The sequence below is a fragment of the Lonsdalea iberica genome, assembly GCF_002111585.1.
Taxonomy (GTDB): Bacteria; Pseudomonadota; Gammaproteobacteria; order Enterobacterales; family Enterobacteriaceae; genus Lonsdalea; species Lonsdalea iberica.
In genome coordinates, this window is the sequence record NZ_LUTP01000022.1 from 23,906 (window position 1) to 47,310 (window position 23,405).

At 52.4% G+C, this 23,405-nt stretch carries 21 protein-coding genes; 8 read left to right on the top strand and 13 right to left on the bottom strand.

Annotated features, from left to right (window positions below):
* The first annotated feature begins 760 nt into the window (after positions 1–760).
* Complete coding sequence (gene argG, locus AU511_RS10120) at positions 761–2,113, top strand: argininosuccinate synthase (protein ID WP_094109574.1); 1,353 nt, start codon at positions 761–763, stop codon at positions 2,111–2,113.
* A gap of 341 nt (positions 2,114–2,454) precedes the next feature.
* Here argG and AU511_RS10125 read toward each other — a convergent pair whose 3' ends face one another.
* Positions 2,455–3,012, bottom strand: a complete 558-nt coding sequence (locus AU511_RS10125; RefSeq protein WP_026738497.1) for a helix-turn-helix transcriptional regulator — start codon at positions 3,010–3,012, stop codon at positions 2,455–2,457.
* A gap of 481 nt (positions 3,013–3,493) precedes the next feature.
* Here AU511_RS10125 and AU511_RS10130 point away from each other — a divergent pair, with 481 nt between their 5' ends.
* Positions 3,494–4,249 carry a 4'-phosphopantetheinyl transferase family protein gene (locus tag AU511_RS10130; RefSeq protein ID WP_167372017.1) on the top strand — a complete coding sequence of 252 codons (756 nt, stop codon included), beginning with the start codon at positions 3,494–3,496 and terminating at the stop codon, positions 4,247–4,249.
* A 564-nt stretch (positions 4,250–4,813) separates the two neighbouring features.
* On the opposite strand, the gene AU511_RS10135 is transcribed toward AU511_RS10130, so the two are convergent.
* The 7 genes from AU511_RS10135 to AU511_RS10165 all read right to left on the bottom strand — a co-directional run bounded on the left by AU511_RS10135 (position 4,814) and on the right by AU511_RS10165 (position 11,322).
* The gene (locus tag AU511_RS10135) at positions 4,814–5,749 is read right to left on the bottom strand and encodes a beta-ketoacyl-[acyl-carrier-protein] synthase family protein (protein ID WP_094100037.1); all 936 of its coding nucleotides are present in this window, start codon (positions 5,747–5,749) and stop codon (positions 4,814–4,816) included.
* 47 nt (positions 5,750–5,796) lie between these two features.
* Positions 5,797–6,099: a hypothetical protein gene (locus AU511_RS10140; RefSeq protein ID WP_094100038.1), complete on the bottom strand. Its 303-nt coding sequence runs from the start codon at positions 6,097–6,099 to the stop codon at positions 5,797–5,799.
* 403 nt (positions 6,100–6,502) lie between these two features.
* A complete protein-coding gene (locus tag AU511_RS10145) occupies positions 6,503–7,270 on the bottom strand; it encodes an EAL domain-containing protein (RefSeq protein ID WP_094100039.1) in 768 nt (255 codons plus the stop codon).
* A 335-nt stretch (positions 7,271–7,605) separates the two neighbouring features.
* Positions 7,606–8,250 (bottom strand): 3-keto-L-gulonate-6-phosphate decarboxylase UlaD, encoded by a 645-nt coding sequence (locus AU511_RS10150; protein WP_094109594.1) that lies wholly within the window; start codon positions 8,248–8,250, stop codon positions 7,606–7,608.
* 86 nt (positions 8,251–8,336) lie between these two features.
* The gene (locus AU511_RS10155; protein WP_205756445.1) at positions 8,337–9,041 is read right to left on the bottom strand and encodes an L-ribulose-5-phosphate 4-epimerase; all 705 of its coding nucleotides are present in this window, start codon (positions 9,039–9,041) and stop codon (positions 8,337–8,339) included.
* Positions 9,042–9,047: 6 nt separating this feature from the next.
* Positions 9,048–9,536 (bottom strand): PTS sugar transporter subunit IIA, encoded by a 489-nt coding sequence (locus tag AU511_RS10160; RefSeq protein ID WP_094109577.1) that lies wholly within the window; start codon positions 9,534–9,536, stop codon positions 9,048–9,050.
* Between the two features lie 37 nt (positions 9,537–9,573).
* The gene (locus AU511_RS10165) at positions 9,574–11,322 is read right to left on the bottom strand and encodes a PTS ascorbate-specific subunit IIBC (RefSeq protein ID WP_094109578.1); all 1,749 of its coding nucleotides are present in this window, start codon (positions 11,320–11,322) and stop codon (positions 9,574–9,576) included.
* Between the two features lie 533 nt (positions 11,323–11,855).
* Here AU511_RS10165 and ulaG point away from each other — a divergent pair.
* The 3 genes from ulaG (at position 11,856) to ulaR (ending at position 14,682) form a co-directional block, all read left to right on the top strand.
* Positions 11,856–12,923 (top strand): L-ascorbate 6-phosphate lactonase, encoded by a 1,068-nt coding sequence (ulaG, locus tag AU511_RS10170; RefSeq protein ID WP_094100114.1) that lies wholly within the window; start codon positions 11,856–11,858, stop codon positions 12,921–12,923.
* Between the two features lie 24 nt (positions 12,924–12,947).
* Positions 12,948–13,820 carry an L-ribulose-5-phosphate 3-epimerase gene (locus AU511_RS10175; RefSeq protein WP_094109579.1) on the top strand — a complete coding sequence of 291 codons (873 nt, stop codon included), beginning with the start codon at positions 12,948–12,950 and terminating at the stop codon, positions 13,818–13,820.
* Positions 13,821–13,926: 106 nt separating this feature from the next.
* Entirely contained in the window at positions 13,927–14,682 is a 756-nt protein-coding gene (gene ulaR, locus AU511_RS10180) for an HTH-type transcriptional regulator UlaR (protein ID WP_094109580.1), read from the top strand.
* A 175-nt stretch (positions 14,683–14,857) separates the two neighbouring features.
* Here the strand turns inward: ulaR and AU511_RS10185 are convergent, their stop codons facing one another.
* From AU511_RS10185 to AU511_RS10195, 3 genes are all read right to left on the bottom strand, one after another.
* The gene (locus tag AU511_RS10185) at positions 14,858–15,196 is read right to left on the bottom strand and encodes a Dabb family protein (protein ID WP_094109581.1); all 339 of its coding nucleotides are present in this window, start codon (positions 15,194–15,196) and stop codon (positions 14,858–14,860) included.
* Between the two features lie 92 nt (positions 15,197–15,288).
* Positions 15,289–16,191: a hypothetical protein gene (locus AU511_RS10190; protein WP_094109582.1), complete on the bottom strand. Its 903-nt coding sequence runs from the start codon at positions 16,189–16,191 to the stop codon at positions 15,289–15,291.
* Positions 16,184–16,723 (bottom strand): CesT family type III secretion system chaperone, encoded by a 540-nt coding sequence (locus tag AU511_RS10195; RefSeq protein ID WP_100059666.1) that lies wholly within the window; start codon positions 16,721–16,723, stop codon positions 16,184–16,186. Before AU511_RS10195 ends, AU511_RS10190 begins: the two co-directional genes overlap by 8 nt.
* A 717-nt stretch (positions 16,724–17,440) precedes the next feature.
* On the opposite strand from AU511_RS10195, the gene AU511_RS10200 reads away from it, so the two are divergent.
* From AU511_RS10200 to AU511_RS17440, 3 genes are all read left to right on the top strand, one after another.
* Positions 17,441–18,715, top strand: coding sequence for an HlyD family secretion protein (locus tag AU511_RS10200; protein WP_205756444.1), 1,275 nt, complete (start codon positions 17,441–17,443; stop codon positions 18,713–18,715).
* Positions 18,708–20,819, top strand: coding sequence for a peptidase domain-containing ABC transporter (locus AU511_RS10205; protein WP_094109584.1), 2,112 nt, complete (start codon positions 18,708–18,710; stop codon positions 20,817–20,819). Before AU511_RS10200 ends, AU511_RS10205 begins: the two co-directional genes overlap by 8 nt.
* A 568-nt stretch (positions 20,820–21,387) precedes the next feature.
* The gene (locus AU511_RS17440; RefSeq protein WP_167372018.1) at positions 21,388–21,525 is read left to right on the top strand and encodes a hypothetical protein; all 138 of its coding nucleotides are present in this window, start codon (positions 21,388–21,390) and stop codon (positions 21,523–21,525) included.
* A 450-nt stretch (positions 21,526–21,975) separates the two neighbouring features.
* Here AU511_RS17440 and AU511_RS10210 read toward each other — a convergent pair whose 3' ends face one another.
* Entirely contained in the window at positions 21,976–22,611 is a 636-nt protein-coding gene (locus tag AU511_RS10210; protein ID WP_094109585.1) for a LysE family translocator, read from the bottom strand.
* Positions 22,608–23,393, bottom strand: coding sequence for a YqcI/YcgG family protein (locus AU511_RS10215; protein ID WP_240503810.1), 786 nt, complete (start codon positions 23,391–23,393; stop codon positions 22,608–22,610). The genes AU511_RS10210 and AU511_RS10215 overlap by 4 nt, the downstream gene beginning before the upstream one ends.
* Between the last annotated feature and the right edge of the window lie 12 nt (positions 23,394–23,405).

Genomic DNA, 23,405 nt, shown 5'->3' on the forward strand with positions numbered 1-23,405 from the left:
CGCAGCCAGCAAATTCTGCGCGCGGTGGGTTCGCAGCACTATTCGGTGCGCATGCCGCAGATGAACAGACGGTGAATATTTTCCTGCGGCAATCCATCATGCAGTCTTTGTCAGTCAGGGCATTGTGCATGTGTTGGTAGACTTGTTTTTCTGGCCGATGATGAGGAAAACGCTGCCGTGTGACGAAGCCTGACTCCAGCGAGAAAGGCCCCTCTGTCGCGACGTGAAACACATCCACCCGCGCGACATTTTGCCGTTTACAGCCATCGATCAGGCGCAGCAGCGCTTCCTTAAATGCCGGGAGATCGTCCTCCTGCCAGAAAGGGCGATGTAAGAAAGAGTCTTGTACATCAATAATTAACAGTGCAGTGCGCGACATGGTTTATCTCCTCGTTCATGTTGTTGGCTATCATGCGCCCAACGTTGAAACGAAAGAAGGCCAGATCCGGACACGATAGGGCTAAATCCGGACCAGAGACATCGGCGCTGTGTCGCCAACGGATCGTGATACCAGGCCAGCATGAATTTTTTGCCGAAATCCTAATGCGTCTCTTCCTGTCCGGCTGAAAAGATGTTTAAATTATAAATCATATATTCTGCATAAATATTCATTGTGGAGTGGGCGAGTAAAATGCCGTCGACCGCGTGAACCGCCGCGATCTTCTTCTGCATTTTGTCCAATATAGTGCGACGTAACCTACGTAATTCGGCGTTGGAGTGGGTACACTCAATGCCATCTAACTCGAGCAGGGATTTTGTTATGACGACGATTTTGAAGCATCTTCCGGTTGGTCAACGTATCGGCATCGCTTTCTCCGGTGGGCTGGACACCAGCGCCGCTTTGCTGTGGATGCGTAAAAAAGGCGCGGTGCCTTATGCTTACACCGCGAACCTGGGTCAGCCGGACGAAGAGGACTATGAAGCGATTCCTCGTCACGCCAAGGAATATGGCGCGGAAAATGCGCGTCTGATCGACTGCCGCAAGCAGCTGGTCGCAGAGGGTATCGCCGCAATCCAGTGTGGTGCTTTCCATAACACCACCGCCGGTATGACCTACTTCAATACCACGCCGCTGGGCCGCGCCGTGACCGGCACCATGCTGGTGGCCGCGATGAAAGAAGACGGCGTGAATATCTGGGGCGACGGCAGCACCTATAAAGGCAACGACATCGAGCGTTTTTATCGCTACGGCCTGCTGACCAATGCGGAATTGCAAATCTACAAACCCTGGCTCGATACCGACTTTATCAATGAACTGGGCGGCCGTCAGGAGATGTCCGAGTTTATGGCCGAGGCGGGCTTCAGCTACAAAATGTCGGCGGAAAAAGCTTACTCCACCGACTCCAACATGCTAGGCGCGACACACGAAGCGAAGGACCTGGAGTTCCTCAACTCCAGCCTGAAAATCGTTAATCCGATCATGGGCGTCAAGTTCTGGGACGAAAACGTGAAAGTGCCTGCGGAAGAGGTCACCATCCGCTTTGAACAAGGACATCCGGTTGCGCTGAACGGCAAAACCTTCGATGACGACGTCGAATTGATGCTGGAAGCCAACCGCATCGGCGGCCGTCACGGCCTCGGGATGAGCGATCAGATTGAAAACCGCATTATCGAAGCGAAAAGCCGGGGCATCTATGAAGCGCCGGGGATGGCGCTGCTGCACCTCGCCTACGAGCGTCTGGTCACCGGGATCCACAACGAAGACACCATTGAGCAGTATCATGCTCATGGACGTCAGTTAGGCCGTCTGCTGTATCAGGGACGTTGGTTCGATCCGCAGGCGTTAATGCTGCGTGATGCGCTGCAGCGCTGGGTCGCCCGTGAAATCACCGGCGAGGTTACCGTTGAACTGCGTCGCGGCAATGACTTCTCTTACCTGAACACCGTGTCCGACAATCTGACCTATAAGGCTGAGCGTCTGACCATGGAAAAAGGCGACTCTGTCTTTTCACCGGATGACCGTATCGGCCAGCTGACCATGCGTAATTTGGACATCACCGACACGCGTGAAAAACTGTTCAGCTACATGGAAAGCGGCCTGCTGATCACAGGCAGCGCCGGTGTGCCGCAGGTGGAAAGCGGCGAACTCTTGCAGGATAAAACCCCAAAATAATCATCGGGCTATCGTCTGATGCATTGAAAAAGGCATACCGAGGTATGCCTTTTTTGTCATTGTTGCAGCGGTAGGCGCTGATCGCGCCGTCTTCTGGCGCCGCCGTCCCTCTGATTTTCGCGTGAATCGCATATAGAGCGGCGGCGGGATCGGCAATCAGGGATAAAAACGACCCCTGTTTCTTGGCAAATTACGTATCAACGTCAGGGATTGCATCAAAAGCAGGGGCGTCCTCGTCAAATGGGACGGCATCTCTGATTCCGAACCCGACTCACCGAGGTGCCTTCCTCCATCAATAAAAATTCCGTGCCGGGTTTTTTTCGTTGATTCGAATAAGATTGTTAATTAGACAAATTGTGGATGTTATCCAGCAATACATGACGGGAAAACAGATGACGTTGTTTTCCGAAAATAATATCGAAGCTCATATTGCTAATAAAACGGGGCGGCTCGCGGTCGGACGAGACGGTTTTCCGGTATTTCAGCGGCGGAATATTATACGTTTTCGTAAAGCAGCGGGAAAAATGAGGCAACGAGGAGAAACCACACGCATAGCAAATATCGGTCAGAGACCAGTTAGGCGAAATATGAATAATTTCTCTCGCCAGAGTGACGCGTACGCGCCAGATCCATCGCATGGGCGTAATATTATAGACTTGATTAAATAATCGGCAGATATCGAACTTCGATTTGCCACTCACAGTTTCGAGTTGTTCCAGCGTGATGTTATCGCCGATATTCTCAATAATATAGTCGATGATCCCTACCAGCCTGGTTGCTTTATTGTTGTTTTCCAAGGTCTTTTTTAGGTTAGGGTGGCGACGATACATATCCTGAATAAGATTATGGTTGAAGCTTTCATTATCCAAGGTGTGGGGGTAGGCATTATGTAGATTCATGGTGTCATCCAAAAATGTATTTACCGTGCCTGGAGCGGTTATTAAAAATGCTGAAAACGGCGTTGGTATTGGGCTGTTAATTATTGTCATTGCTGTCATTGACAGGGTGACTCACGCAAATTGTGTGCCATGTTTGGAATGCCCTTTTTCAGCGGGATAAGTAACGGTTTTTCCACTCAGCATTCCATTTTTGGGATAGCAACATTTCGTTATTGGGATTATTCGTCTCGAAAATGGATAGCGTTTTAAGCGGGCTCGGGATCTAAATAACAGGACTTCGTTAAGACTTGTTTCCAAAGGTCATGCTGCAAAAATAGACGAATCGATCTGGGATCACGGGGAAAGAAGTGACCGCCATGTATGCGTTTCCATCAGACAAGTGTTATCTCGTACCGATCGCTTTCAGCCGACGTGACTCATAAGGATAAAAATGGACAAGGGGAATAGGGAAAGCGCGATAAATCGGGCGCAGAGGGTGAAGATGAGCCACGAAAATACGTTGGATGGTTGTGGTAGCGCTGAGCATAGCGCGCGAAAACTGGCGGACCCGCAGTGTATTTTGGTCCACCGACAGACGCTCGATCGACCGGCAATATCCGCCAAGGCGCGACTGGCCTGCCGGATGGCGCCGCACGATACGCTCACCCCCAGCAAACTCGCCGAGGGCATGCTACGCTGCCTGCTGGCGCCGTTGTGTCGCACGTTGCCGCACGAGCTGGTGTTTGCCCGTACGCCATTAGGCAAGCCATTCCTGCCCCGCTATCCACAACTTCATTTCAACCTCTCCCACACCGAGGCTGCTTTTGCGTTCGCCATCGCACCGGGTGACGCGGTAGGGGTCGATGTCGAGGGAAATCGCGGGCGTGTCGCGCATAAACGCGGCGTGGCAAAGCGGTTTTTTCATCCCGATGAAGCGCGCTGGCTGGATCAATTTGGCGATGAAGAGGCGTATGCACAGGCCTTTATTCGATTATGGACTCGTAAAGAAGCGTATCTGAAGGCGCTGGGGCTTGGTCTCAGCAAGCCGTTGGACTCGTTCAGCTGTCTGACGCGGGAAAACGGGCAAATTCAGGTGTTGGATGACTCTCGCCTCGCGAACGCGCAGATGGAGGAAGTCTGGTTTGACGAAGCGAGCATGGCGCTCAACTGCTGCATTTTATCGTCCAACGAGACCACGTCGCGTTGGCGGTTTACCACCCTGACCGAGAGGGATGTGCTAACGGACTGGCTGGGGTGATGCGGGCAAACGCTCAGAGCGACGCTCGTTTGCGACGGCAGCGCAATTACCCTTGTCGCGAGCAGTTCAGACGTGTGTAAGAGAGGGTAAGGCAATGCTTGCGTGATGTTTCCCGTCACCGACGAGAGAGAAGAAGGCGCCCTTTGCCGATATCCCGATCCTTAAAGGGCGTTGCATCCGTGGTTTTCTCCGGTGTCGACGCACAGACCACCATGAGTGGTATGCACGCAGAGTGTCAGCAGAGAAAGAAAGCGTTTCCATCCCGATTTTCATCTCCCGTCATCCCGCTGGAGCATGAGAATAACTGGTACGGGCAGACAATCCACATCCATGCTGATAACGCGACGATCCGTCTTCATCCCTGTTCGAATGGCGCCATCCTGCGCTCTGACCGTGACGTAATTACATCCTTGTATATTTCCGCCTGCTTACGCCAGCGAAAACGCTTCCTTAAAAGGATTATGCCCGGTGACCACGGGCATTGTTGTCTGAAATTGTGAGAGTGAAGAATAATTGCAGTATGCCCGGTAAACGCCGTGCGGGGTGGGGCGAAGTATCGGCCAATCATTTCGCGCCGTAGTAAACGGAGCAACTGCCATAGGCGGCTTCCAGCCCGATGGACAGCATCACGTGCGGCTGTCCGTTGCGGATGGCGGGCAGCGCGGCGGGCAGCAGCAGGAGGGGGTCCACGGTGCTGCAGTGACCGATATCCGGCAACAGGTCGAGCGAGATGGCTTCGCATGGCAGCTGGCGGCGGCGCATATATCGACGCCAACAGATACGGTTGATGTTATGGGGCAGCAGCGACAGGCTGTCGGGATCGCCGGCCTGGGCGCCTGCCAGAGCCTTCCTCACTATGTCGTCGTGGGCCTGATAAAACGCCGTCTTCGTTTCCGGGCCGCTATTCCGTCCATCATAAAATTCCGATCGCTGGCCCAGAAAGGGCTTCCCCAACCGTAAGCCAGCGCCTTCACGCTCCAGCAGCAGCGCGGCGAATGCATCTCCAATCAGCGTGTAGCCCGGCACGTATCGCCGCGAGCTCCCTAAAGGCGATAAGGTTTCGCCAGCGATGATGGCGACGCGTTTTGCCTGCTTGTCTTCCAGTAGCCGACGGGCGCGCTCCAGCGCCCAGAACAAGGTTGCGCAGTGCTGTTGGGCCAGTTCGTCGCAGCGCGCCGTATCGCTGACGAACGGATGACTCTGCTTCAGCCGCGCGAGCCACGCCGGCTGTTTGCCATGCGGCGCCGGCATGCCATGCACATAAATGAGTGCGTCGATGGGAACGTCAGGTCCGGAGGATTGCTGCATCAATTGACTAATGAGTTGATAAAAAACGCCATAAAGAGAGGCGGAGGCCTCCAGCGCGGCGATGCGGCGAAAGCCGAACAGTTGGCAGAACGTGTTGGCTTCGCGGGGGCTATAGCCCGTTTGGATAATGATTTCCTCAGCGCTGAGGCGAGCCGGTGGAACCCAGGTGGCTAAGGTGTTGATGTGTATCATGCATCCTCCGTCCTGATCGCGGTGGGGTTCGGGCATCAACAAACATGTCAGGTTCTTTCGTGCAGAAAATGCGTCAGGCTATCGAGAGTATGAAATGCGTCGAAAACGTTTTCATCCATGAGATCGAACAGCTCGCCCGTCAGCGTTCCATTGGCTTCATAGTGGTCGCTGAGAACGGCAATCAGGCTGATGAGGTTGACGGAATCCAGCAGGCCGTCATGGGCGTACATCGGCGCGCCCTGGAAGATGGCGTCGATACGTCCCTGATCGATACCAATGGCTTTCAACAGCTTGCGTACGAGTAATTGTGTTGCATCGTCACGGCGATGCCCAGATTCTGAGTGCTTCATGACAAACTCTCCGACACGCTGTAATTGTGCGCAGTATAACGGTCGTTTAAAGGGCAACTTGTTCTAAATTGCATAAAGCAAGATTGGGTTTTTTGTGTGTGAGTTTGAGATAATTAATTGTCTTTTAAGTCTTTTTACTGGTGATGGCGACGTTTGGTTTTGTCGGTTAAGCGCGAGTTTCAGGAGGAAAGTAGGGGAGGCGGACGAAAGGTAAGCGATACCATCAAAAAGCGCGTCGTACTTGCCGTTCATCAAATTACAGGTGTGCCGGCTTGCCCGAATCACTGACTTGGGTCAGCTCATCGGGATTCGCTCTCTTGCCACCTGCCTGCTACACAAATTATCCAAAGTCGCCGCGGTAAAAGCCGGTTTAATTTTGACACGGAATGCCTCTTCTACGGTGCTAGATAAGGGTTGTATCGACCTCCGGCAGAGACTCGAAGCCGGGTCTGGCGAAATAATACCCCTGAGCGAGATCAATCCCGATGCCTTTAAGAAAACGATATTCATTTTCTGTTTCAATGCCCTCTCCCAGCACTTTAATGTTCAACGACTTCAACATGTTGACGTTATGGGTAACGATTGTTTGGCGTGTTTTATCCTGATCAATGTCGCGGATTAGCGCCATGTCCAGCTTGACGATATCGGTTTGAAAATCCGCCAGCAGACTCAGTCCGGAATAACCTGACCCGAAGTCATCGATCGCCGTTTTGAAGCCCAATTTTTTGTAGCATTCGATAATCGTCTGTATGCGCTTACTGTCATTGGCCTGCTCGTTCTCAGTGAACTCGAACATGATGTTATTTATCGGGAACTGGTACTTTCTGGCCGCTTCCAGCGTGGAGCGAATGCAACGTTCGGGACGATAAATCGCGTTGGGTAGAAAATTGATGCTGAGCATGCCGGACAGCTTCAGTCGTGCTGCAAGCGCGATAGCCTTGATTCGGCACAGCTGGTCGAAGCCGTAGCGCTTGTCGTTGCTGATTTGCGAAATAATGCTGAAGGCAGACTCGTTATTGCAGCCTCGGACCAAGGCTTCGTAGCCGAATACGCTTTTGGTCACGCAGTCTACGATGGGCTGGAACGCCATCGTGAAGTCGAGGCCCAGATTATGGCTGTCCGCGCAGTGGGCACAGCGCGACGACATAAACGGGGATGATTGGGAGGTCATGGTTAGCAATTTCCTGGATAATGGAAAAAAATGGACGCGTTCACCCGCCGGAAGCGGGGGCGATAAGATCGTGACGCCCTCTAATAAATGTATAGCTCGTAAGCTGATGAGCTGCGTTCACTTGGCAATTTATCGGCAATATTCAGGTAAGAGTTAAGGGAAGTTGAGCGGGCAAAGCATAAGAAGACGGACACGGCGAGTTATCTGGATGATAAACATCGATATATCCAAAACGGTGCGAGAAATCGCTTTCTGAAGGCGATGTGCGGGCGCGTGAGCTGTCTGAGGAAATATGCCCGCCCGTGGTGGAAAGCCAAGGGCGGACGCCGGGAAGGTTACCAGTAGCGGGCGATTTCCTGGCGCAAGGCGTCGGCGATGACGCTGCCGTTTTCGCCGGCCAACGCCCGCCCGGCGATAAACGTTTTGGCGTGAATCCCTCGGAAATGTTGCAACGCCTCAGGCACGATACCGCCGGTGATCGACACCTCAAATCCCATCTCCGACAGGGTATGCATGCGTTGAATGTCCTCAGGCGTCCAGCCGACTCCGGCCAGCTCCGCGTCTCGCGAACGGTGGTAGATTGCCTGCGTGATGCCCAGTTTTCGCCAGGACTGCGCGTCTTCCCACGTCCAGTGGCCGTAGAGCTCCATCTGAATTTCTCCGTGGAAGTCGTCGGCGATGCTTTTACAGGCGGTGATCGTAGCGATGTGGGCCGCGGCCGACACCGTTATCCAGTCCGCGCCCGCGGCAAAGGCCATTTTTGCCAGAATGGCGCCGCCATCCGTGGTTTTCATATCGCAGACCAAAATATGGTCGGGATACTGCTGGCGCAGCGTGCGGACGGCGTTCATTCCTTCGGCGAAGGCTAGTATGGTGCCGACTTCAATGACGTCGACATACCCCGCCACGCGCGCGGCCAATTCGACGGCGGTAGGCAGGTCAGTGGAGTCCAGTGCAATCTGTAACAAGGGCTGAGTCATGGTATGAGAATCCTTTTTCAGTGTTGAGACGGCGGCATGCGCCGTCTGGATCATGATGAGCGATGAAACGGCTGATGCCGCGATCATCATTCCATCGTGGCGTCAGACTGACCGTAGTAAGCGTCAGCGCCGTGTTTGCGGAAATAGTGTTTGTCGGACAGCGTCTGCGGGAGGCGAATATGGTCATTCAGTCGCCGCGTCGCCAGCGCCATCGCCGCCACCTCTTCCAACACGACGGCGTTATGCACCGCTTCCTCGGCACTCTTCCCCCAGCAGAACGGGGCATGGCCATAGGCAACCACGCCCGGCACGGCAATGGGGTCGATGTCCCGTCTGCTAAAGGTTTCTACGATGCTCACGCCCGTGTTCTTTTCATAGTTGTCGGTAATTTCCTCTGGTGTCAGCGGGCGGGAGCAGGGGATATCGCCATAGAAATAGTCGGCGTGGGTGGTGCCCAATACGGGGATATCCATACCGGCCTGCGCCCATATCGTCGCATGACGCGAATGGGTATGGACGATGCCGCCGAGAGAAGGGAACGCCTGGTACAGCACCAGATGAGTGGCGGTATCGCTGGAAGGTCGAAGTCGCCCCTCGATGACGTTGCCGTCCAGATCGACGATGACGATATCGTCAGCCGTCATGGCTTCGTAGCTTACCCCCGACGGTTTGATGGCGATCAGCCCGCGTTGACGATCGATCTGCGAGACGTTGCCCCAGGTCAGGGTGACCAGCCGGTAGTGCGGCAGCTGTCGATTGGCGACCAACACCGCTTGTTTCAAGTTGCTCAACATCTGTTATCCCTCCTCGTTGGCCGCCTGCGCGAGCGCATTGTCGATCGCGCGGTAAACCTCGTCCTTACTGCGGCATGTGCGCAGTCTGTCAAGGTTGATGCCGGTAGGGCTGCTCTCGTCCTCCAGCGTTTGGGTGATTTCCATCAGGCCTTCGATATGTTCGTCGGACGAACTGCCCGCCAGGGTGATCAGCACATCGACCGGTTCGTCCTCGCCGTCGAAATGCACGGGGGTGGCCAGCGTCACCAGCGCGAAGGCCGTCCGTTTGACGCCGTCTTCCGGTCGGGCGTGCGGCAACGCAAGGCCGGGGGCGATAACGAAGTAGGCGCCCATCTTTTCAAAGCTGCGGACGATCGCGGCATGATAGTCAGGCTCTACCGCGCCGGCGGTCTCCAGCATGCTCGTACCGATCCTAATCGCTTCCCGCCAGTCGGCCGCATGGGCCTGAAGCCGGATAGTGTCGTTGTCTATCAGTGATTGCTTGAAGTTCATGGTGTGCTCCTTTCTCGGCCGATCCTTCAGCCGGACGTTAGCGGGAAAAATGCGTTCTGATCAGGTTGAGCAGTTCGTCGCCAAACGACTGGGGATTGAGCATGTTTTGCACGGCCAGTACGAATTTGCCCGCACCCGGCTCCATCTCTCCCGCGAGGTGGCGTGAAGCGACGATGATGTCGGTCATCGCGAGCTTCGATTTGTAGTCCGCCACGGCGCACGACTCCATCACATGCGGTATGCCCCTTTGCTCCAGAAACTTGGCGATTTTCATTTTCATCATCATGGATGACCCCTGCCCATTGCCGCAGACGGTCAGAATGCGCACGGCACGTTCCGCATTAACTGGCTCGGGTTCGGCGAGAGGAACCGTCTCGGCCGCAGGCAGATTCGACGTCGGCGTCGTGGCATCTTCTTCCGCGCGCAAACGGCGGGCGGCGAAAAACATATAGGTGACGGCGCCGAGCAGGAGTACGCACAGAAACAGCGGCGACCAGGACAGCCCCTGCATGATGGGGGGGAACAGCAACGCCCAGTCGGCCATGCCCATCCAGCCGTTGAGCGGCGTGCCGTGGTGGGCGAATAAGGCAATCGCCCAGGCGGAGCCCAGCACTTCAATGACGCCCATCACGAAACAAATCTTCATCACGGCTTTCCAGCCGCCGAAATGGTTGGCGAAGACGCCAATGGTGGCGTTAGAGAAGAACATGGGCACAAAGCCGGGAATGATGACGATGGGGGATTGGCATGCGAGTAGCAACAGTAACGCGGCGAACTGACCGGCGGCGCCCCACATAAAACCGAACACCATGGCGTTTGGCGAGTAGGCGTAGATGGCGGCGCAGTCGATGGCGAGCACGGCGTTGGGAATGACCCGCTCCGAGATGCCCTTGAACGCTTCTGACAGTTCCGCGACGAACATGCGGACGCCGACGACGATAATCTGAATAGCCACGGCGAATTTCAGGCCGGTTTCCAGAATATAAATACTCCAGTGGGTGGAACCGGCCATCGTTTGCAGGTTCTTCAGGCCAAAGGAGAGCAGGATAATGCCGAAGAACACGGTCATGACGATGGCGGTCGCGGCGATGCTGTCGTGAAAAATATTCAGCCAGCGAGGAAGTTTGAGATTATCGACGCTCTCTTTGGGGTCGCCCAGTCGGTGGGCGATTTTGGTCGCGATCCACGACGCCGCCTGCTGCTGATGACCGATGGAGAAGCCCGCGCCGCCGGTGACGGCCTCCGTCGGCTTGTACATGATGTTGGAAAAAATCCCCCAATACAGCGCGACGATGACCGCGGAGGCGACGATGGTTTCCCACATCGTGGCGCCCAGCACCAGATAAAACATCGCTATCAGCCCAGCCTGCTGAAACATGATGTGTCCCGTCAGCATAATCGTACGAATACCGGTATAGCGGCGCAGCACCACCATCAGGATATTCAGGGCGAGCGCCAGTAGAACGGTGTAGCCCACCCAGGCGTAGCGATCCCCCATGACGGACATCGTCGCCATCATGGCGGTGTAGGGGTCAATCACCGAGCCGCTCAACCCATGATATTCGGCGATCTTTTCTATCACCGGTTTGAACCCTGCGACCAGCGTATCGGCGCCCACTTGGACCAGCATGAAACCGATGATGGTTTTGAGCGTCCCTTTCAGGACCGTGGAGATATCCCGCCGCAGTAGCAGATACCCAATAAAGGTGACCAATCCCAACAGCAGTGGCGCTTTGGTCATAATCTGGCTGTAGAAGATGTGAAAAATAGCGTATAGCGTTTCCATGATGCCGCTCCGTATCTGTGAAGGGCCATATGCCCGACGGTGATAACTCAATCCCTGTTACCTGCGTCCTTTCCTGCCAACGTGTGATTTAACTTCTCCTGCCGCTTTGTCGAATTGAAAGGGAATCACAAATCATCATAAGGTGATCTCTTTGTGATATTTTCAATCATCATAAACAAGCGCTGGCGAAGATCAAGCTGTACATTGTGATTATCACTTCAGTTTATTTTTTTTGTCTGTTGGTACTTAAAATGTAATATAAATAACAAGTTAATATCTTTATTTTGTCGGTTTTTGTGAAGGGGGTTTTATTTTTTGAGTGACAAAGCCGTCAAATCAGCTCGTCAATAGATGCGAAAAGTAATCATTGATAATCATATTTGTGGTTGATATAGTCATTTTCAATCACCGTGATCGCGTTTTTGTGATGAGCGCCTGGGGCAAACAAAAAACACGGGGCGGGGGTGACAGAGTCTGCGACCCATGGAAACCGGTCGACGGCGGTTGTTGTAATCATGAAAAAGGATAAAACGATGAGCAAAGTAACTGACATTACCCGGGAGTCATGGATATTGAACACGTTCCCCGAATGGGGAACCTGGCTCAACGAAGAGATCGAGCAGGAAGAGGTCGCCGCAGGGACGTTCGCCATGTGGTGGCTGGGCTGTACCGGCATCTGGTTAAAGTCTGCGGGCAACACGCAGATCGCTATCGACTTCTGGTGCGGCACCGGCAAGAAAACTCACGCCAACCCCTACATGAAAAAGCAGCATCAGATGATGCGCATGGGCGGCGTGCGCAAGCTGCAACCCAATCTGCGTACGTCGCCGTTTGTTCTCGACCCCTTTGGCATCAAGAAGATAGATGCGGTGCTGGCGACGCACGATCACGCTGACCACATCGACATCAACGTGGCGGCGGCAGTACTGCAAAACGCAGGCGACCATGTGAAATTCATCGGCCCCGAAGCCTGTGTCGAGCTTTGGACGGGATGGGGCGTGCCGGCTGAGCGTTGCATCGTGGCGCAGGTCGGGCAGGAGATCGCGATTGGCGATATCACCATCAACGTGCTGGACGCCTTTGATCGCACCGCGCTGGTGACGCTGCCTGAAGGCGTGTCTTCCCGTGATAAAAGCATTCTGGACGGGATGGACCGGCGCGCGGTGAACTATCTGGTGAAGACCAGCGGCGGCAATATGTATCACTCCGGCGACTCGCACTACTCCAACTATTTCGCCCGGCACGGCAACGATAATACGATCGACGTGGCGCTTCTCTCCTATGGCGAAAACCCTCGCGGCGTAACCGACAAAATGACCTCGTCGGATATCCTGCGTGCCGCAGAGTCGCTGAATACGCAGGTGGTCATCCCCTTCCATCACGATATTTGGGCGAATTTCCAGAGCGACCCCGGCGAAATTGAGCTGCTATGGCACAGGAAAAAAGACCGTCTGAATTACGGCTTCCAGCCTTTCTTCTGGCAGGTGGGGGGCAAATACATCTTCCCGACGGACAAGGGCAAAATGCATTACCAGCATCCGCGCGGGTTCGACGATATCTTCACGGATGAACCCGAGCTGCCTTTCCGCTCATTCCTCTAACGTTCTTTGGTCACGAGGTGCGCGATGTATAACTCGAATGGCGCGTTGCGGCTGGGCGTGTACGAAAAGGCCATGCCGGCGCGGCTGGATTGGGAGCACAAGATTCAGGCTGCCAAAACGCTGGGGTTCGACTTCATTGAACTGTCCGTCGATGAGTCCGACGAACGCCTGCAACGCCTGGACTGGGGAAATGAGGAGATCTTTCGGCTGCGCCGTTTGTGCGAACACTACGGCATGCCTGTGCACTCCTTATGCCTGAGCGCGCACCGTCGTTTCCCGTTTGGATCGGCCGATGCATCGGTACGGGCTAAGGCTGGGGTCATCATGCGTAAAGCCATTGAACTGGCTTACAAGCTGGGCGTGCGCTGTATTCAGCTGGCAGGCTATGACGTGTATTACGAGCCGCACAGCGAAGCTACGCACCAGTGGTTTGTCGACGGTATGCGCGAAAGCGCGCGTCTGGCTGAGCGGGCGGGCATCATGCTCGGCGTGGAGATTATGGATACGCCTTACCTGAATTCGCTGTGCAAGTTCGAGGTGCTCAAGAAGGCGGTGCCTTCGCCTTACTTTATGGCCTATCCCGATGTCGGCAATATCACCGGCTGGAATTATGATACCTGTACCGAGTTGCAGATGAGCGGCGAGCATATTGTCCAGATCCACCTCAAAGACACGCGCCGCGTGAGCGCCGAGTCACCGGGACAGTTTCGCGACCTGTGCATTGGGGAAGGGGAAGTCGACTTCCCCGCCATTTTTCGCACGCTGGCTGGAATGCGCTATTCGGCACCGCTGGTCATTGAAATGTGGGCGCAGGATGAGCACTGGGCCGACCACCTGCGGCAAGCCAAGGCGCGTTTGACGGCGATGGCTCAGGAGGCAGGATTGGCATTGCATTAACGACAGGACAAACGGGTGGGGCTGCGGCTCCGCCCGGTGCTTTGATTTTTGAAAACAGCGATATACAATCACAAGACATCATAAATAATCATAAATCAGGCATGAAATGACAGAAACACAACGACACAGCGCCATTCTGGCTTTGCTGAATGAGAAACGTCATCTGACCGTGGCCAGCCTGACGCAAGCGTTCTCGATTTCTCCGGCGACGGCGCGTCGCGATATTAATAAGCTGAATGAAGCCGGGCAGGTGCGCAAGGTGCGCAACGGCGCGGAGGCGCTCATGCCGACCAGACGGCTATGGTCGCCGCTGGACAGTCAAAGCAGCTCGACTCACGATCAAAAAGTACGCATCGCTCAGGCCGCGGCCCGACTGGTGCAGCCGGGTGAGAGCGCGGTCATCAACTGCGGCTCGACGGCCTTTCTGCTGGGAAAGGAAATCTGCGGGCGGGACGTTCAGGTCATCACCAACTACTTTCCTCTGGCCAACTATCTGATTGAGCAAGAGCATGACGGCGTCGTCATCATCGGCGGGCAGTACAACAAGAGCCAGTCCATCACCCTGGCGCCGCAGGATGAGATTTCGTCCTTGTATGCCGGACATTGGATGTTCACCAGCGGCAAAGGTCTCACGGCCGAAGGGTTGTACAAAATGGATATGCTGACGGCGATGGCGGAACAGAAAATGTTGGATCACGTAGGCAAACTGGCGGTATTGACGGACAGCAGCAAACTTGGTCAGCGCGCGGGTATGCTGTTCTGCAACGCCGAACATATCGATGTGCTGATCACCGACCGCGATGCCAACCCGGATGTCATTCAGCAGCTGAAAGATAAAGGCGTCGAGGTGATGCTGGTCTAGCGCTGTGCGGGCGATGGGGGCGTGTTCAGGACGATGAGGCTGCATGCCGGACTTTGCCCATTTCTCGGGGTCGCCTCCGGGCCAGACCATCCTCTGCGGTGTTGTGGCATTTAACCGTCAGATGGCTTCGTCGGCGTTGCGGCCATGCTGCGGTGGCCGCAAACGCGTCCTGAGGTTATCGCGTGGCGGTCACCGGCTGCGGGGCTTTCTGAGGCGTAAGTATCGGATAGTCCAGCACGATGAGGTTAGCCAGAATCGGGCGAAAAATCGCTTTCAATGCATCGTGCTTGGGGTGCGGCAAATAGCGCTGACGCGCCGCTTCGTCTTTGAATGTCATCATCACGCAGTGCGTGAAGCCCTCATTTTTTCCTTCCGGACTGTCGTTACATCCCCACTCAACGCTGACGACGCCTTCGACGTCGGCCGGCATCTGCAAAAAAGCCGATTTAACCTGCTCGATGTCGGCTTCCGCGGCCGCCTCTTTGAAGGCGATCAGTAAGATATGGCGTATCATTTCTGACTCCGTTTGTGATGTCCTGCCAAGAGCATAGTCCTTTACACGGCGACTTTCCTTGAGTGTGCAGGGAGCTGCATAAGGGATCGCCGCTACCGGTTGGACAATAAATAGTCGACACTCTGGCCTCGGTGGCCGGCACTATCACTGTAGGTCGTGGAAGGATCGGTCGCGACACGCACATCGAACCGATTAAAAGAATCATCGTTCAACGCATGTCTGACCAAATCATCGGAATGTAACGACGGCAGCCCGGCTTTCGCCAGTTTTTGTTGCAACGCTTCTGAACTTAGCGGTACGACCTCCCGAAGACGCCGGGTGTCGCTCCGGTTGGCCGAGTCAGAGGCATCCCAAAGCAAATGGTTGTGTGTCGCCATCAGCTCCGTCATCGGCGCATGCGTGTCGCGTTGCATGTCGTGCAGCATTGACTGGTCCAGCGTGCATGCGCTGGGATGCGTTGGCCAGGCATCCACGACGACCGTATTGCGTTCGCCCCAGGTGGGATCGCGAGGGTCGCCCAGCATCACAAACTCGTGGCTATTGTTTTCGGGAAGCTGGAGACGTACACGGCATATCGGCTGCGATACGTTGCGTTCTTTCAACGCGGCGACGGCGACGGCGGCATGTACCGCACAGTTGCCGCCCTGAAATTTCTGCGCTCGTTTGATCTGATTTTCGATTCCGCCATGGGGATATTTTTGGTATGCCAGGTGCATTCTCGCCCAGCTCTCTCCCGATGAGGCCCGGACATCCTGCCGCTGATTTCCCGCCCCGTGCGGCAGCATTTTTTTGACGACGCGGTTCGCCCAGCAGGCATCCGCCAGTGCCGACAAGGTGCCGGATTTCACTACGACATTTTTGTACTGATAGCCTGACAACCCCAGCTGACTGGCGCTACGGGTATCATGAACTTTACTGCCGGTATCATAATTCTCGACAATCGCGCTATACGTTGAAGCAGAAGCGGACCCGCGGAAAATGTTAAACCTAGGCATCATCGCCTCCTAAATTGAAAATAGCGTCCCCGGCAGGAATACAACTCACCCTATTCCCTGACTCTCTTTTGGAAACGGGGTGTAAGCCCGCGTGAGGGGGAGACAGGATTTCTTGAGACGGATGGGCCGTGGGGAGAGACTTTCCGCAGCAGTACGAATCCGCCCGCATCATAAATTCATGGAACGTCTTCGCAGCATGCTCTACGGATAACTCGTCTAACGACTGACGGACGTACAGCACCATCTTTTTGCTCTGGCTGTCGTAGCCCAGCGTGATGGCCGGATGGCGCAGACTAAATACATTCTCCGCCAACAACGCCTGAAATCCCTCGGGAGTCCGCCACGCGTGCGGGGCAATGAACGTTGCGACGATATTCAGATATCCCGGTTGGCTGCCAATCAAATGAATATGCAAATCATGGTCGAAGACCAACCTATAGATGTCTTCCTCCGGGCGCGGCGGCGGCAGCTCACCGGGCTGATATCTCTGGATAATGGCCCGAGAAATAACGTGAAATTTATCATTCAACATAACCGGTACTCACGTGACAGCGTCTTAATGAGTGGCATCCGTGGGGAAAGGGTTGCCGTGTTTCTTCATTATTTTTTATTGCCGTCGAGAAGCCGTCGTCTCGCCACCGCGTTCTGTTTCCATAAGCCTTCGTTCAGCGCCATCACCCCGACACCGGCAGAGAAACAATTTTATGACGCGACTGGGCGTTATCCAAGGCTACTCATGCAGCTCAACAGTGCAAAATGAAAGGGGGGAATTCTCTAATCTCAAAAAAATTCATGAGAAATCTATTATGACAACCACCTGAATAGATAAACGGCAATGGCCTGATTAAGTTTTATTTAATACATATATATAACCAATGAAGGATTCCTACGTGATTTTATATACACAATCTTCTGTAAAACGTAATTTTCACACCCGACATCTAAAAATGTTAAGTGACGACTTTGATCTCACTTGTTTTCTTGCCTGATTTGGCTATTTGATAGGGTAAATTTTACTTATCGCGACATTTAACCGGAGATAACATAGCCATTGTCTTCACCAGGAGAAATTAAATAATGAAAATCAGCAAAATGACAGGTTGCAATGAGTCGGAAGTGAATAATAACAAAATGGAATTAAAATTTATTCCATTACCTACTTGCGAACCATCTTTAATAATGGAATTATAATTGCCTATTCCAAAGCATCGGACGCCTTTCTCAGTATTTATCGGTGAGGGTTACTTTCTTGTTCAGGCAGGAAGCATTAGAAAACAAGAAATTGAAATGGCAAGGAAGAGCTATTTTACTTTCAGGAATTTCACCTTGGGTGATTATATTTTTTTGCGCTCTTTTTATCGCAATATTTATGGTCTTTATCACTCAAGGAACTTATACGCGCCGGGCTAACGTCAGCGGCGAAATATCAACGTGGCCACACACCGTCAGTATTGGCTCCGGCGTACAGGGCTTTGTCGTCAAGCAGTTTGTGTCCGAAGGTCAGATAATAAAAAAAGGCGATGCGATTTATCAAATCGATGTCAGTAAAAGTACCGTTGACGGCGTAGTCAGCGATAACCAAAGACAAGATATTGAAAGCCAATTGGTTCGCATCGACAATATTATCTCGCGGCTGGAGCAAAGCAAAATACACACCCTGGAAATGCTGGAAAAACAGAAAGTACAGTATATCAATGCATTTAAACATTCCTCTGATATTGTCCGCCAATCAGAGGAAGGTCTAAAAAAGATAAAACAGTACATGGACAGTTATCAGCAGTATCAGGCCAAAGGGTTAATTAATAAAGACCAGTTAAGCAGCCAGATAGCATTGTATTATCAGCAGCAAAATGACTTGTTAAGCCTCAGCGGACAAAATGAACAAAATGCTCTACAGATCACCAGTCTGGAAAGCCAGATTCAGACCGAAGCCGCGGAGTTTGATAACCGGATATACCAAATGGAACTTCAGCGCTACGATCTGCGAAAGGAGCGGGTGAATACCAATGTGGGCGGAGAGATTATTATTCGTGCGTCATCGGAAGGAATTATAGATTCGTTGAGCGTCACCGTAGGGCAAATGGTCAATCCTGGCGACAGCTTATTGCAGATTATCCCGAGCAATATAAAAAGCTATTATTTGGTGGCTTGGGTGCCCAATGACGCAATGCCTTATGTCTCGGTTGGCGACAACGTCAATGTGCGCTACGAGGCGTTCCCCGTCGAGAAATTCGGCCAGTTTGCCGCAACGGTCACGATGGTATCGAAAACGCCGGCGTCTCCACAGGAAATGCAGACCTATCAGGGCGCGCCAAAAAGTACGCAAACGGCGTCGGTTCCCTACTATAAAGTCGTTGTGAAGCCTGAAAAAAAGACTGTTCGTTATGACGGCAAATCGTTGTCCCTTGAAAACGGTATGAAGGCGGAGCTCACGCTTTTTCTGGAAAAAAGAAAAATATATCAGTGGATGCTTTCGCCATTCTACGACATGAAGCAGAGCGCGGAGGGGACGGTCAATGAATAAGGCATTATTCAAATCTATCCTCGGCAAAATGGATTTAAAGCTGTTACGTCGAATTCCGCTGGTGCATCAGACCGAAGCGTCGGAATGCGGACTGGCCTGTCTGGCGATGATCTGCGGGTATTATGGAAAGAATATCGACCTGATAGCCCTGAGGCAGCGCTTCAACGTTTCCGCACGGGGCGCCACTCTGGCCGGAATAAATGACATCGCCGAGCAATTGGAGATGTCCACGCGGGCGCTGGCGCTGGATCTTGATGATATTAGCGCGTTAAAAACGCCATGCATTCTGCATTGGGACTTCAATCACTTCGTGGTGCTGGTCAGCGCCGGGAACCGTCGCTTTGTGCTTCACGACCCAGCGCGCGGCCGTCGGACGGTCGGGCTTGCCGAGATGTCGCAGTATTTTACCGGCGTAGCGCTTGAGCTTTGGCCAAGCAGTCAATTTGCCGCGGAAACGGTGAAAAATAGGGTGCGTCTAGGGACGTTGATTCGCAGCATCTCCGGCATTAAAGGGGCGCTGACCAAGATTTTTTGCTTTTCGTTGGTGATTGAAACCATCAATTTGGTGGTGCCGATAGGCACGCAGCTGGTTATGGACCACGCTATTCCGGCGGGCGATAAAGGTCTTCTGACGTTAATATGCGCCGGTCTGCTGTTTTTTATTCTGCTGCGTACGGCGATAAGCACGGTGCGGTCCTGGTCGTCCATGATCATGGAGACGCTGATCAATGTGCAGTGGCAGGCGGGGCTGTTTACTCACCTGATGCACCTGCCGCTCAGCTTTTTCGAACGGCGCAAACTCGGCGATATTCAATCCCGCTTCGACTCTCTGGACAAGCTGCGCAAGACGTTTACCACCAGCCTGGTGGGGGCGATTATGGACGGCATTATGGTGGCCTGTGTCTTGGTCATGATGGTGTTGTACGGCGGTACTCTGACCCTGGTCGTGCTGGGGTTTAGCACGGTGTACGTTCTTATCCGCCTGCTCACTTACGACCGCTATCGCCAGCTGTCGGAAGAGTCACTGATTCGGGGCGCGCGTGCTGGTTCCTTTTTTATGGAAACGTTATACGGGATCGCCACTATCAAAATGCAGGGGATGAGCAGTCGACGAAGCAGCCACTGGCTTAATCTGGAAATTGACACCATTAACACCGGCATCAAGGTGACTAAAATGGATCTGCTTTTCGGGGGTCTGAACACCTTTATTGCCTCCTGTGACCAGGTGATGATCCTGTGGCTGGGAACGAGCCAAGTCATTGATAACCAGATGACCATCGGGATGTTCGTGGCGTTTGGCGTATTTAGGGAGCAGTTCTCCGAACGGTTAGCGTCATTGACCAACTTCCTGCTTCAATTACGCATGATGAGCCTGCATAACGAGCGTATCTCCGATATCGCCTTGCATCCGCGTGAACCTTACAAGATGGGGATATGCGATAAAGCTGAAGGGCGGCCGATTTTACTGGAAACCCGCGATTTGAGTTATCGCTATGACAGTCAGTCCAAAGCGGTATTCAGCGAACTGAGCCTTCATATCGCTCCAGGGGAAAGCGTGGCGATAACCGGGCCTTCCGGCGCGGGGAAAACCACCCTGATGAAGGTATTGTGTGGTCTGTTCGAGGCGGAGTCTGGTTGCGTGCTGGCCGACGGCGTGGATATACGTCAACTCGGCGTGAACAACTACCATAAAAAGATCGGCTGCGTTATGCAGGACGACCGGCTATTTTCCGGGTCGATAATGGAAAATATCTGCGGATTTACTGAGGATATCGACGTCGAATGGATGGTGGAGTGCGCCCAAGCCAGCTTCATTCATGACACTATCATGGAGATGCCGATGGGTTACGAAACGCTGATAGGTGAATTGGGCGAGGGACTGTCCGGGGGGCAAAAACAACGCATTTTTATCGCCCGAGCGCTGTATCGAAAGCCGGGAATACTATTTATGGATGAAGCGACGAGCGCGCTGGACAGCGAAAGCGAGGATTATGTGAGTCAGGCCATTAAACAGCTGAATATCACACGCATCATGATTGCACACCGGGAGTCGACGATTAATGCTGCAGACAGAGTCATCACGCTGCAGGCGGCGCAGGCATAAACTAATAGCGATGGCTTTAATTTATATTTGAAAATAAATAGAGTCACTTTCTCTAATTGTTAGGGGCTTAACTATTATTTCTTTGTTAAAGATATAATGAAGCGAATAAAAAATAAGATTAATAGATTGCCATACAATATAAAAATAGATTGGATTGCTTATTTCCTTGCTTTAATCAAGATTGTGTTATAGAAATAATGAATGCTCGAGATGGTGAAAAGAAAATAAAAACCAGAAAGTAAAAGTACGTTGCTTTATGTAACTATCAACCGCGATATTTTTGATTATTTCTAATGGAAAATTAATAACCGTGCGCAAGCACTAAATGATATCAGCGTTAATTCCAATTTTTGTCGAAGTCTTTGATAATTTAAAATAACAGAGCGTTGGTGGGTAACGGAATCAATAGGTCCTACAAATATATTCATTGAAGGTGTTTGTCTAAATTCCAAGTTTTTAATCTCAGTCGTAATTTTATGGCTGATTGAAAAAGTGTTCATAACCTGTAGAAATGGGTTAAGGACAGAGTAATAGCAATATCATTTTTTCATCTTAAAGGAGATACAAAATGAAAAAGCAAAATAACATGCGTGAGTTGAACGCTAAAGAAATGAAAGCTGTTTCTGGTAGCGGTGGGGTTAAAGGTAAAATTACGGTAAGTGTTAATATACGTCCCTACCTTGGTAAAAGACCTGGCCCCGGCTGAGGTCGATAACTAGGTATTCCTGCTCTGCGTTAGATGACATTCAGTCAAAAGGGTCCACAAGGTTATATTGAGTTAATTATGGGCTCATTGCCGGGCAGTGAATAATCAATATCTACAATATTGATTTGTATATATTGCATAAATAAACCGCTCTTTATTTCGGTTTCTTCTCACCGAAATAAGGGCGGTTTTCTTGTTTTTTTGGATAATAATCGTTGAGACCATTCTCTCTATTTCCAAAAAAAACTATCTCAATGATTTCGAGCGTCATGTGGCTCTTGGCTTAGGGTTGATCTGAAGTCCATAAAGGCTTGATGTATTTACTCACGAGGACGTCAATATTTGGTTCATCTCCAGCTGGCGATGAACCTACGTGGCAGAACAACCGTGGATGTTAAGCGAACTCAATAACACGACTCAGTATTAGTGAGTCGTGACAGCTCAGTCATGTTAGATAAGATGATTGGCAGCGAGCTCAGTTACGTTATAAATCACACCGCAGCAGGCAATGGCAAGTAGAAAAAGTGACGATATCATCTCAATTTTTCTCGCGTGTATGGCGGGCATCCATTTTCTGACCGTCAGGATATACAACGTCAATATGGTAAAATCGAAAGCGATCCAGATTGCACAAAGCGTCAGAATACTGGTGCTGAAATCCTGCGTAATGGTAATAAACTGCGGAAAGAAGGAAACAAAAAACAGAATGTCTTTGGGATTGGAAAGGCCCGTGATGAAACCACGAATAAACCCTCCCCTTGAAGCCTGCGCGGGCAAAATTTCGGTCTCGGCGCCGTTTTGTGGCAGTGTAAAAAGACTTTGCAGCGCGGTATAACCAATATATACCGAGCCTGCCAGTCCAAGCACGCTGAGCCATAGTGGTGAAATAGACACGATGCCTTTCAGCATGAGTGTCGCTAGCGCAATCAGTACCAAAGAGGCTCCATTGGTTCCGAAGGCTGTGGCAAAAGCGTTGCGGTATCCGTAACGCGCGGCCGTTCCCGTGATCAGTGCTACCACGGGACCCGGGGTCAGCAGCAGCATCATGATTGAAAGCATGTAAGCGCCAAGCAGTGTCATGTTCATTTTAAGTATTTGTCCTTATGTATATGAAGCGGACAACGCGTTAGATTAGGCGCCCCCGGCTCGCTGAGCAGATATTGTTTCCATTCCAGGCTAGTGTCCTGACCATAAAATCCTAGCTCCGAAGGCACATAACCGTTGTTGTAGTCACAGACGCGCGTACGGATTTTCTCTCTGATTTTGATCCCTTTCGGGTCTTTCTGGCTGGCAAGAATGTCAAAGTGTGCTCTGGGATTAACGATGAAAACGGCCCGTTTACCCAAGTTACGGCTGCGGAGCTGTGAGTGGCCCGGGCAGCTGACGTTGAAAAAAAGCTCAATGCCGGCAAAACAGAACGACCATGCGGTTTCTCCTGGGTCGTCAGGAATATGCTCAGGCCAAGCATGGGTGTCATAATCGTGCAGGCTCTGCAACTGTTGCCATGCAAACCTCTGGGCCTCTTCCAGGGAGTCCAGCCCCGCGCGTTCAAAGATGAGTACCAGCGGACTGTATAGCCTCTCTTCCTCCGGCACTTTTTGAGTGCGTTCTGTGAAACGCCGCATGACGGTGAGCATATCATTGGCGGTATTGCCCTCACTGATGAGACCAAACAGCAGGGTTTTTGATTTCCAGGCATGGCGCGCGAACAGGCAGGGAAACGCTCTGTCGTTCAGTCGGGCGGCGATATCCCGAAAGCCATCAATTTGCCATTCTTTGATTGGACATACCTTTCCGGTATCGCTGCTGAGCCTCATCAGATCAGACTGTTCGATAATAGTCCCGCTTCGCAGTGATGTTTTTTTCACAAGAGTCCCTCC

Bases quoted from the DNA above. Each gene is read 5' to 3' on its own strand.
- argG (WP_094109574.1), top strand. From the start codon at position 761: ATGACGACGATTTTGAAGCATCTTCCGGTTGGTCAACGTATCGGCATC.
- AU511_RS10125 (WP_026738497.1), bottom strand. From the start codon at position 3,012: ATGAATCTACATAATGCCTACCCCCACACCTTGGATAATGAAAGCTTC.
- AU511_RS10130 (WP_167372017.1), top strand. From the start codon at position 3,494: ATGAGCCACGAAAATACGTTGGATGGTTGTGGTAGCGCTGAGCATAGC.
- AU511_RS10135 (WP_094100037.1), bottom strand. From the start codon at position 5,749: ATGATACACATCAACACCTTAGCCACCTGGGTTCCACCGGCTCGCCTC.
- AU511_RS10140 (WP_094100038.1), bottom strand. From the start codon at position 6,099: ATGAAGCACTCAGAATCTGGGCATCGCCGTGACGATGCAACACAATTA.
- AU511_RS10145 (WP_094100039.1), bottom strand. From the start codon at position 7,270: ATGACCTCCCAATCATCCCCGTTTATGTCGTCGCGCTGTGCCCACTGC.
- AU511_RS10150 (WP_094109594.1), bottom strand. From the start codon at position 8,250: ATGACTCAGCCCTTGTTACAGATTGCACTGGACTCCACTGACCTGCCT.
- AU511_RS10160 (WP_094109577.1), bottom strand. From the start codon at position 9,536: ATGAACTTCAAGCAATCACTGATAGACAACGACACTATCCGGCTTCAG.
- AU511_RS10165 (WP_094109578.1), bottom strand. From the start codon at position 11,322: ATGGAAACGCTATACGCTATTTTTCACATCTTCTACAGCCAGATTATG.
- ulaG (WP_094100114.1), top strand. From the start codon at position 11,856: ATGAGCAAAGTAACTGACATTACCCGGGAGTCATGGATATTGAACACG.
- AU511_RS10175 (WP_094109579.1), top strand. From the start codon at position 12,948: ATGTATAACTCGAATGGCGCGTTGCGGCTGGGCGTGTACGAAAAGGCC.
- ulaR (WP_094109580.1), top strand. From the start codon at position 13,927: ATGACAGAAACACAACGACACAGCGCCATTCTGGCTTTGCTGAATGAG.
- AU511_RS10185 (WP_094109581.1), bottom strand. From the start codon at position 15,196: ATGATACGCCATATCTTACTGATCGCCTTCAAAGAGGCGGCCGCGGAA.
- AU511_RS10190 (WP_094109582.1), bottom strand. From the start codon at position 16,191: ATGCCTAGGTTTAACATTTTCCGCGGGTCCGCTTCTGCTTCAACGTAT.
- AU511_RS10195 (WP_100059666.1), bottom strand. From the start codon at position 16,723: ATGTTGAATGATAAATTTCACGTTATTTCTCGGGCCATTATCCAGAGA.
- AU511_RS10205 (WP_094109584.1), top strand. From the start codon at position 18,708: ATGAATAAGGCATTATTCAAATCTATCCTCGGCAAAATGGATTTAAAG.
- AU511_RS17440 (WP_167372018.1), top strand. From the start codon at position 21,388: ATGAAAAAGCAAAATAACATGCGTGAGTTGAACGCTAAAGAAATGAAA.
- AU511_RS10210 (WP_094109585.1), bottom strand. From the start codon at position 22,611: ATGAACATGACACTGCTTGGCGCTTACATGCTTTCAATCATGATGCTG.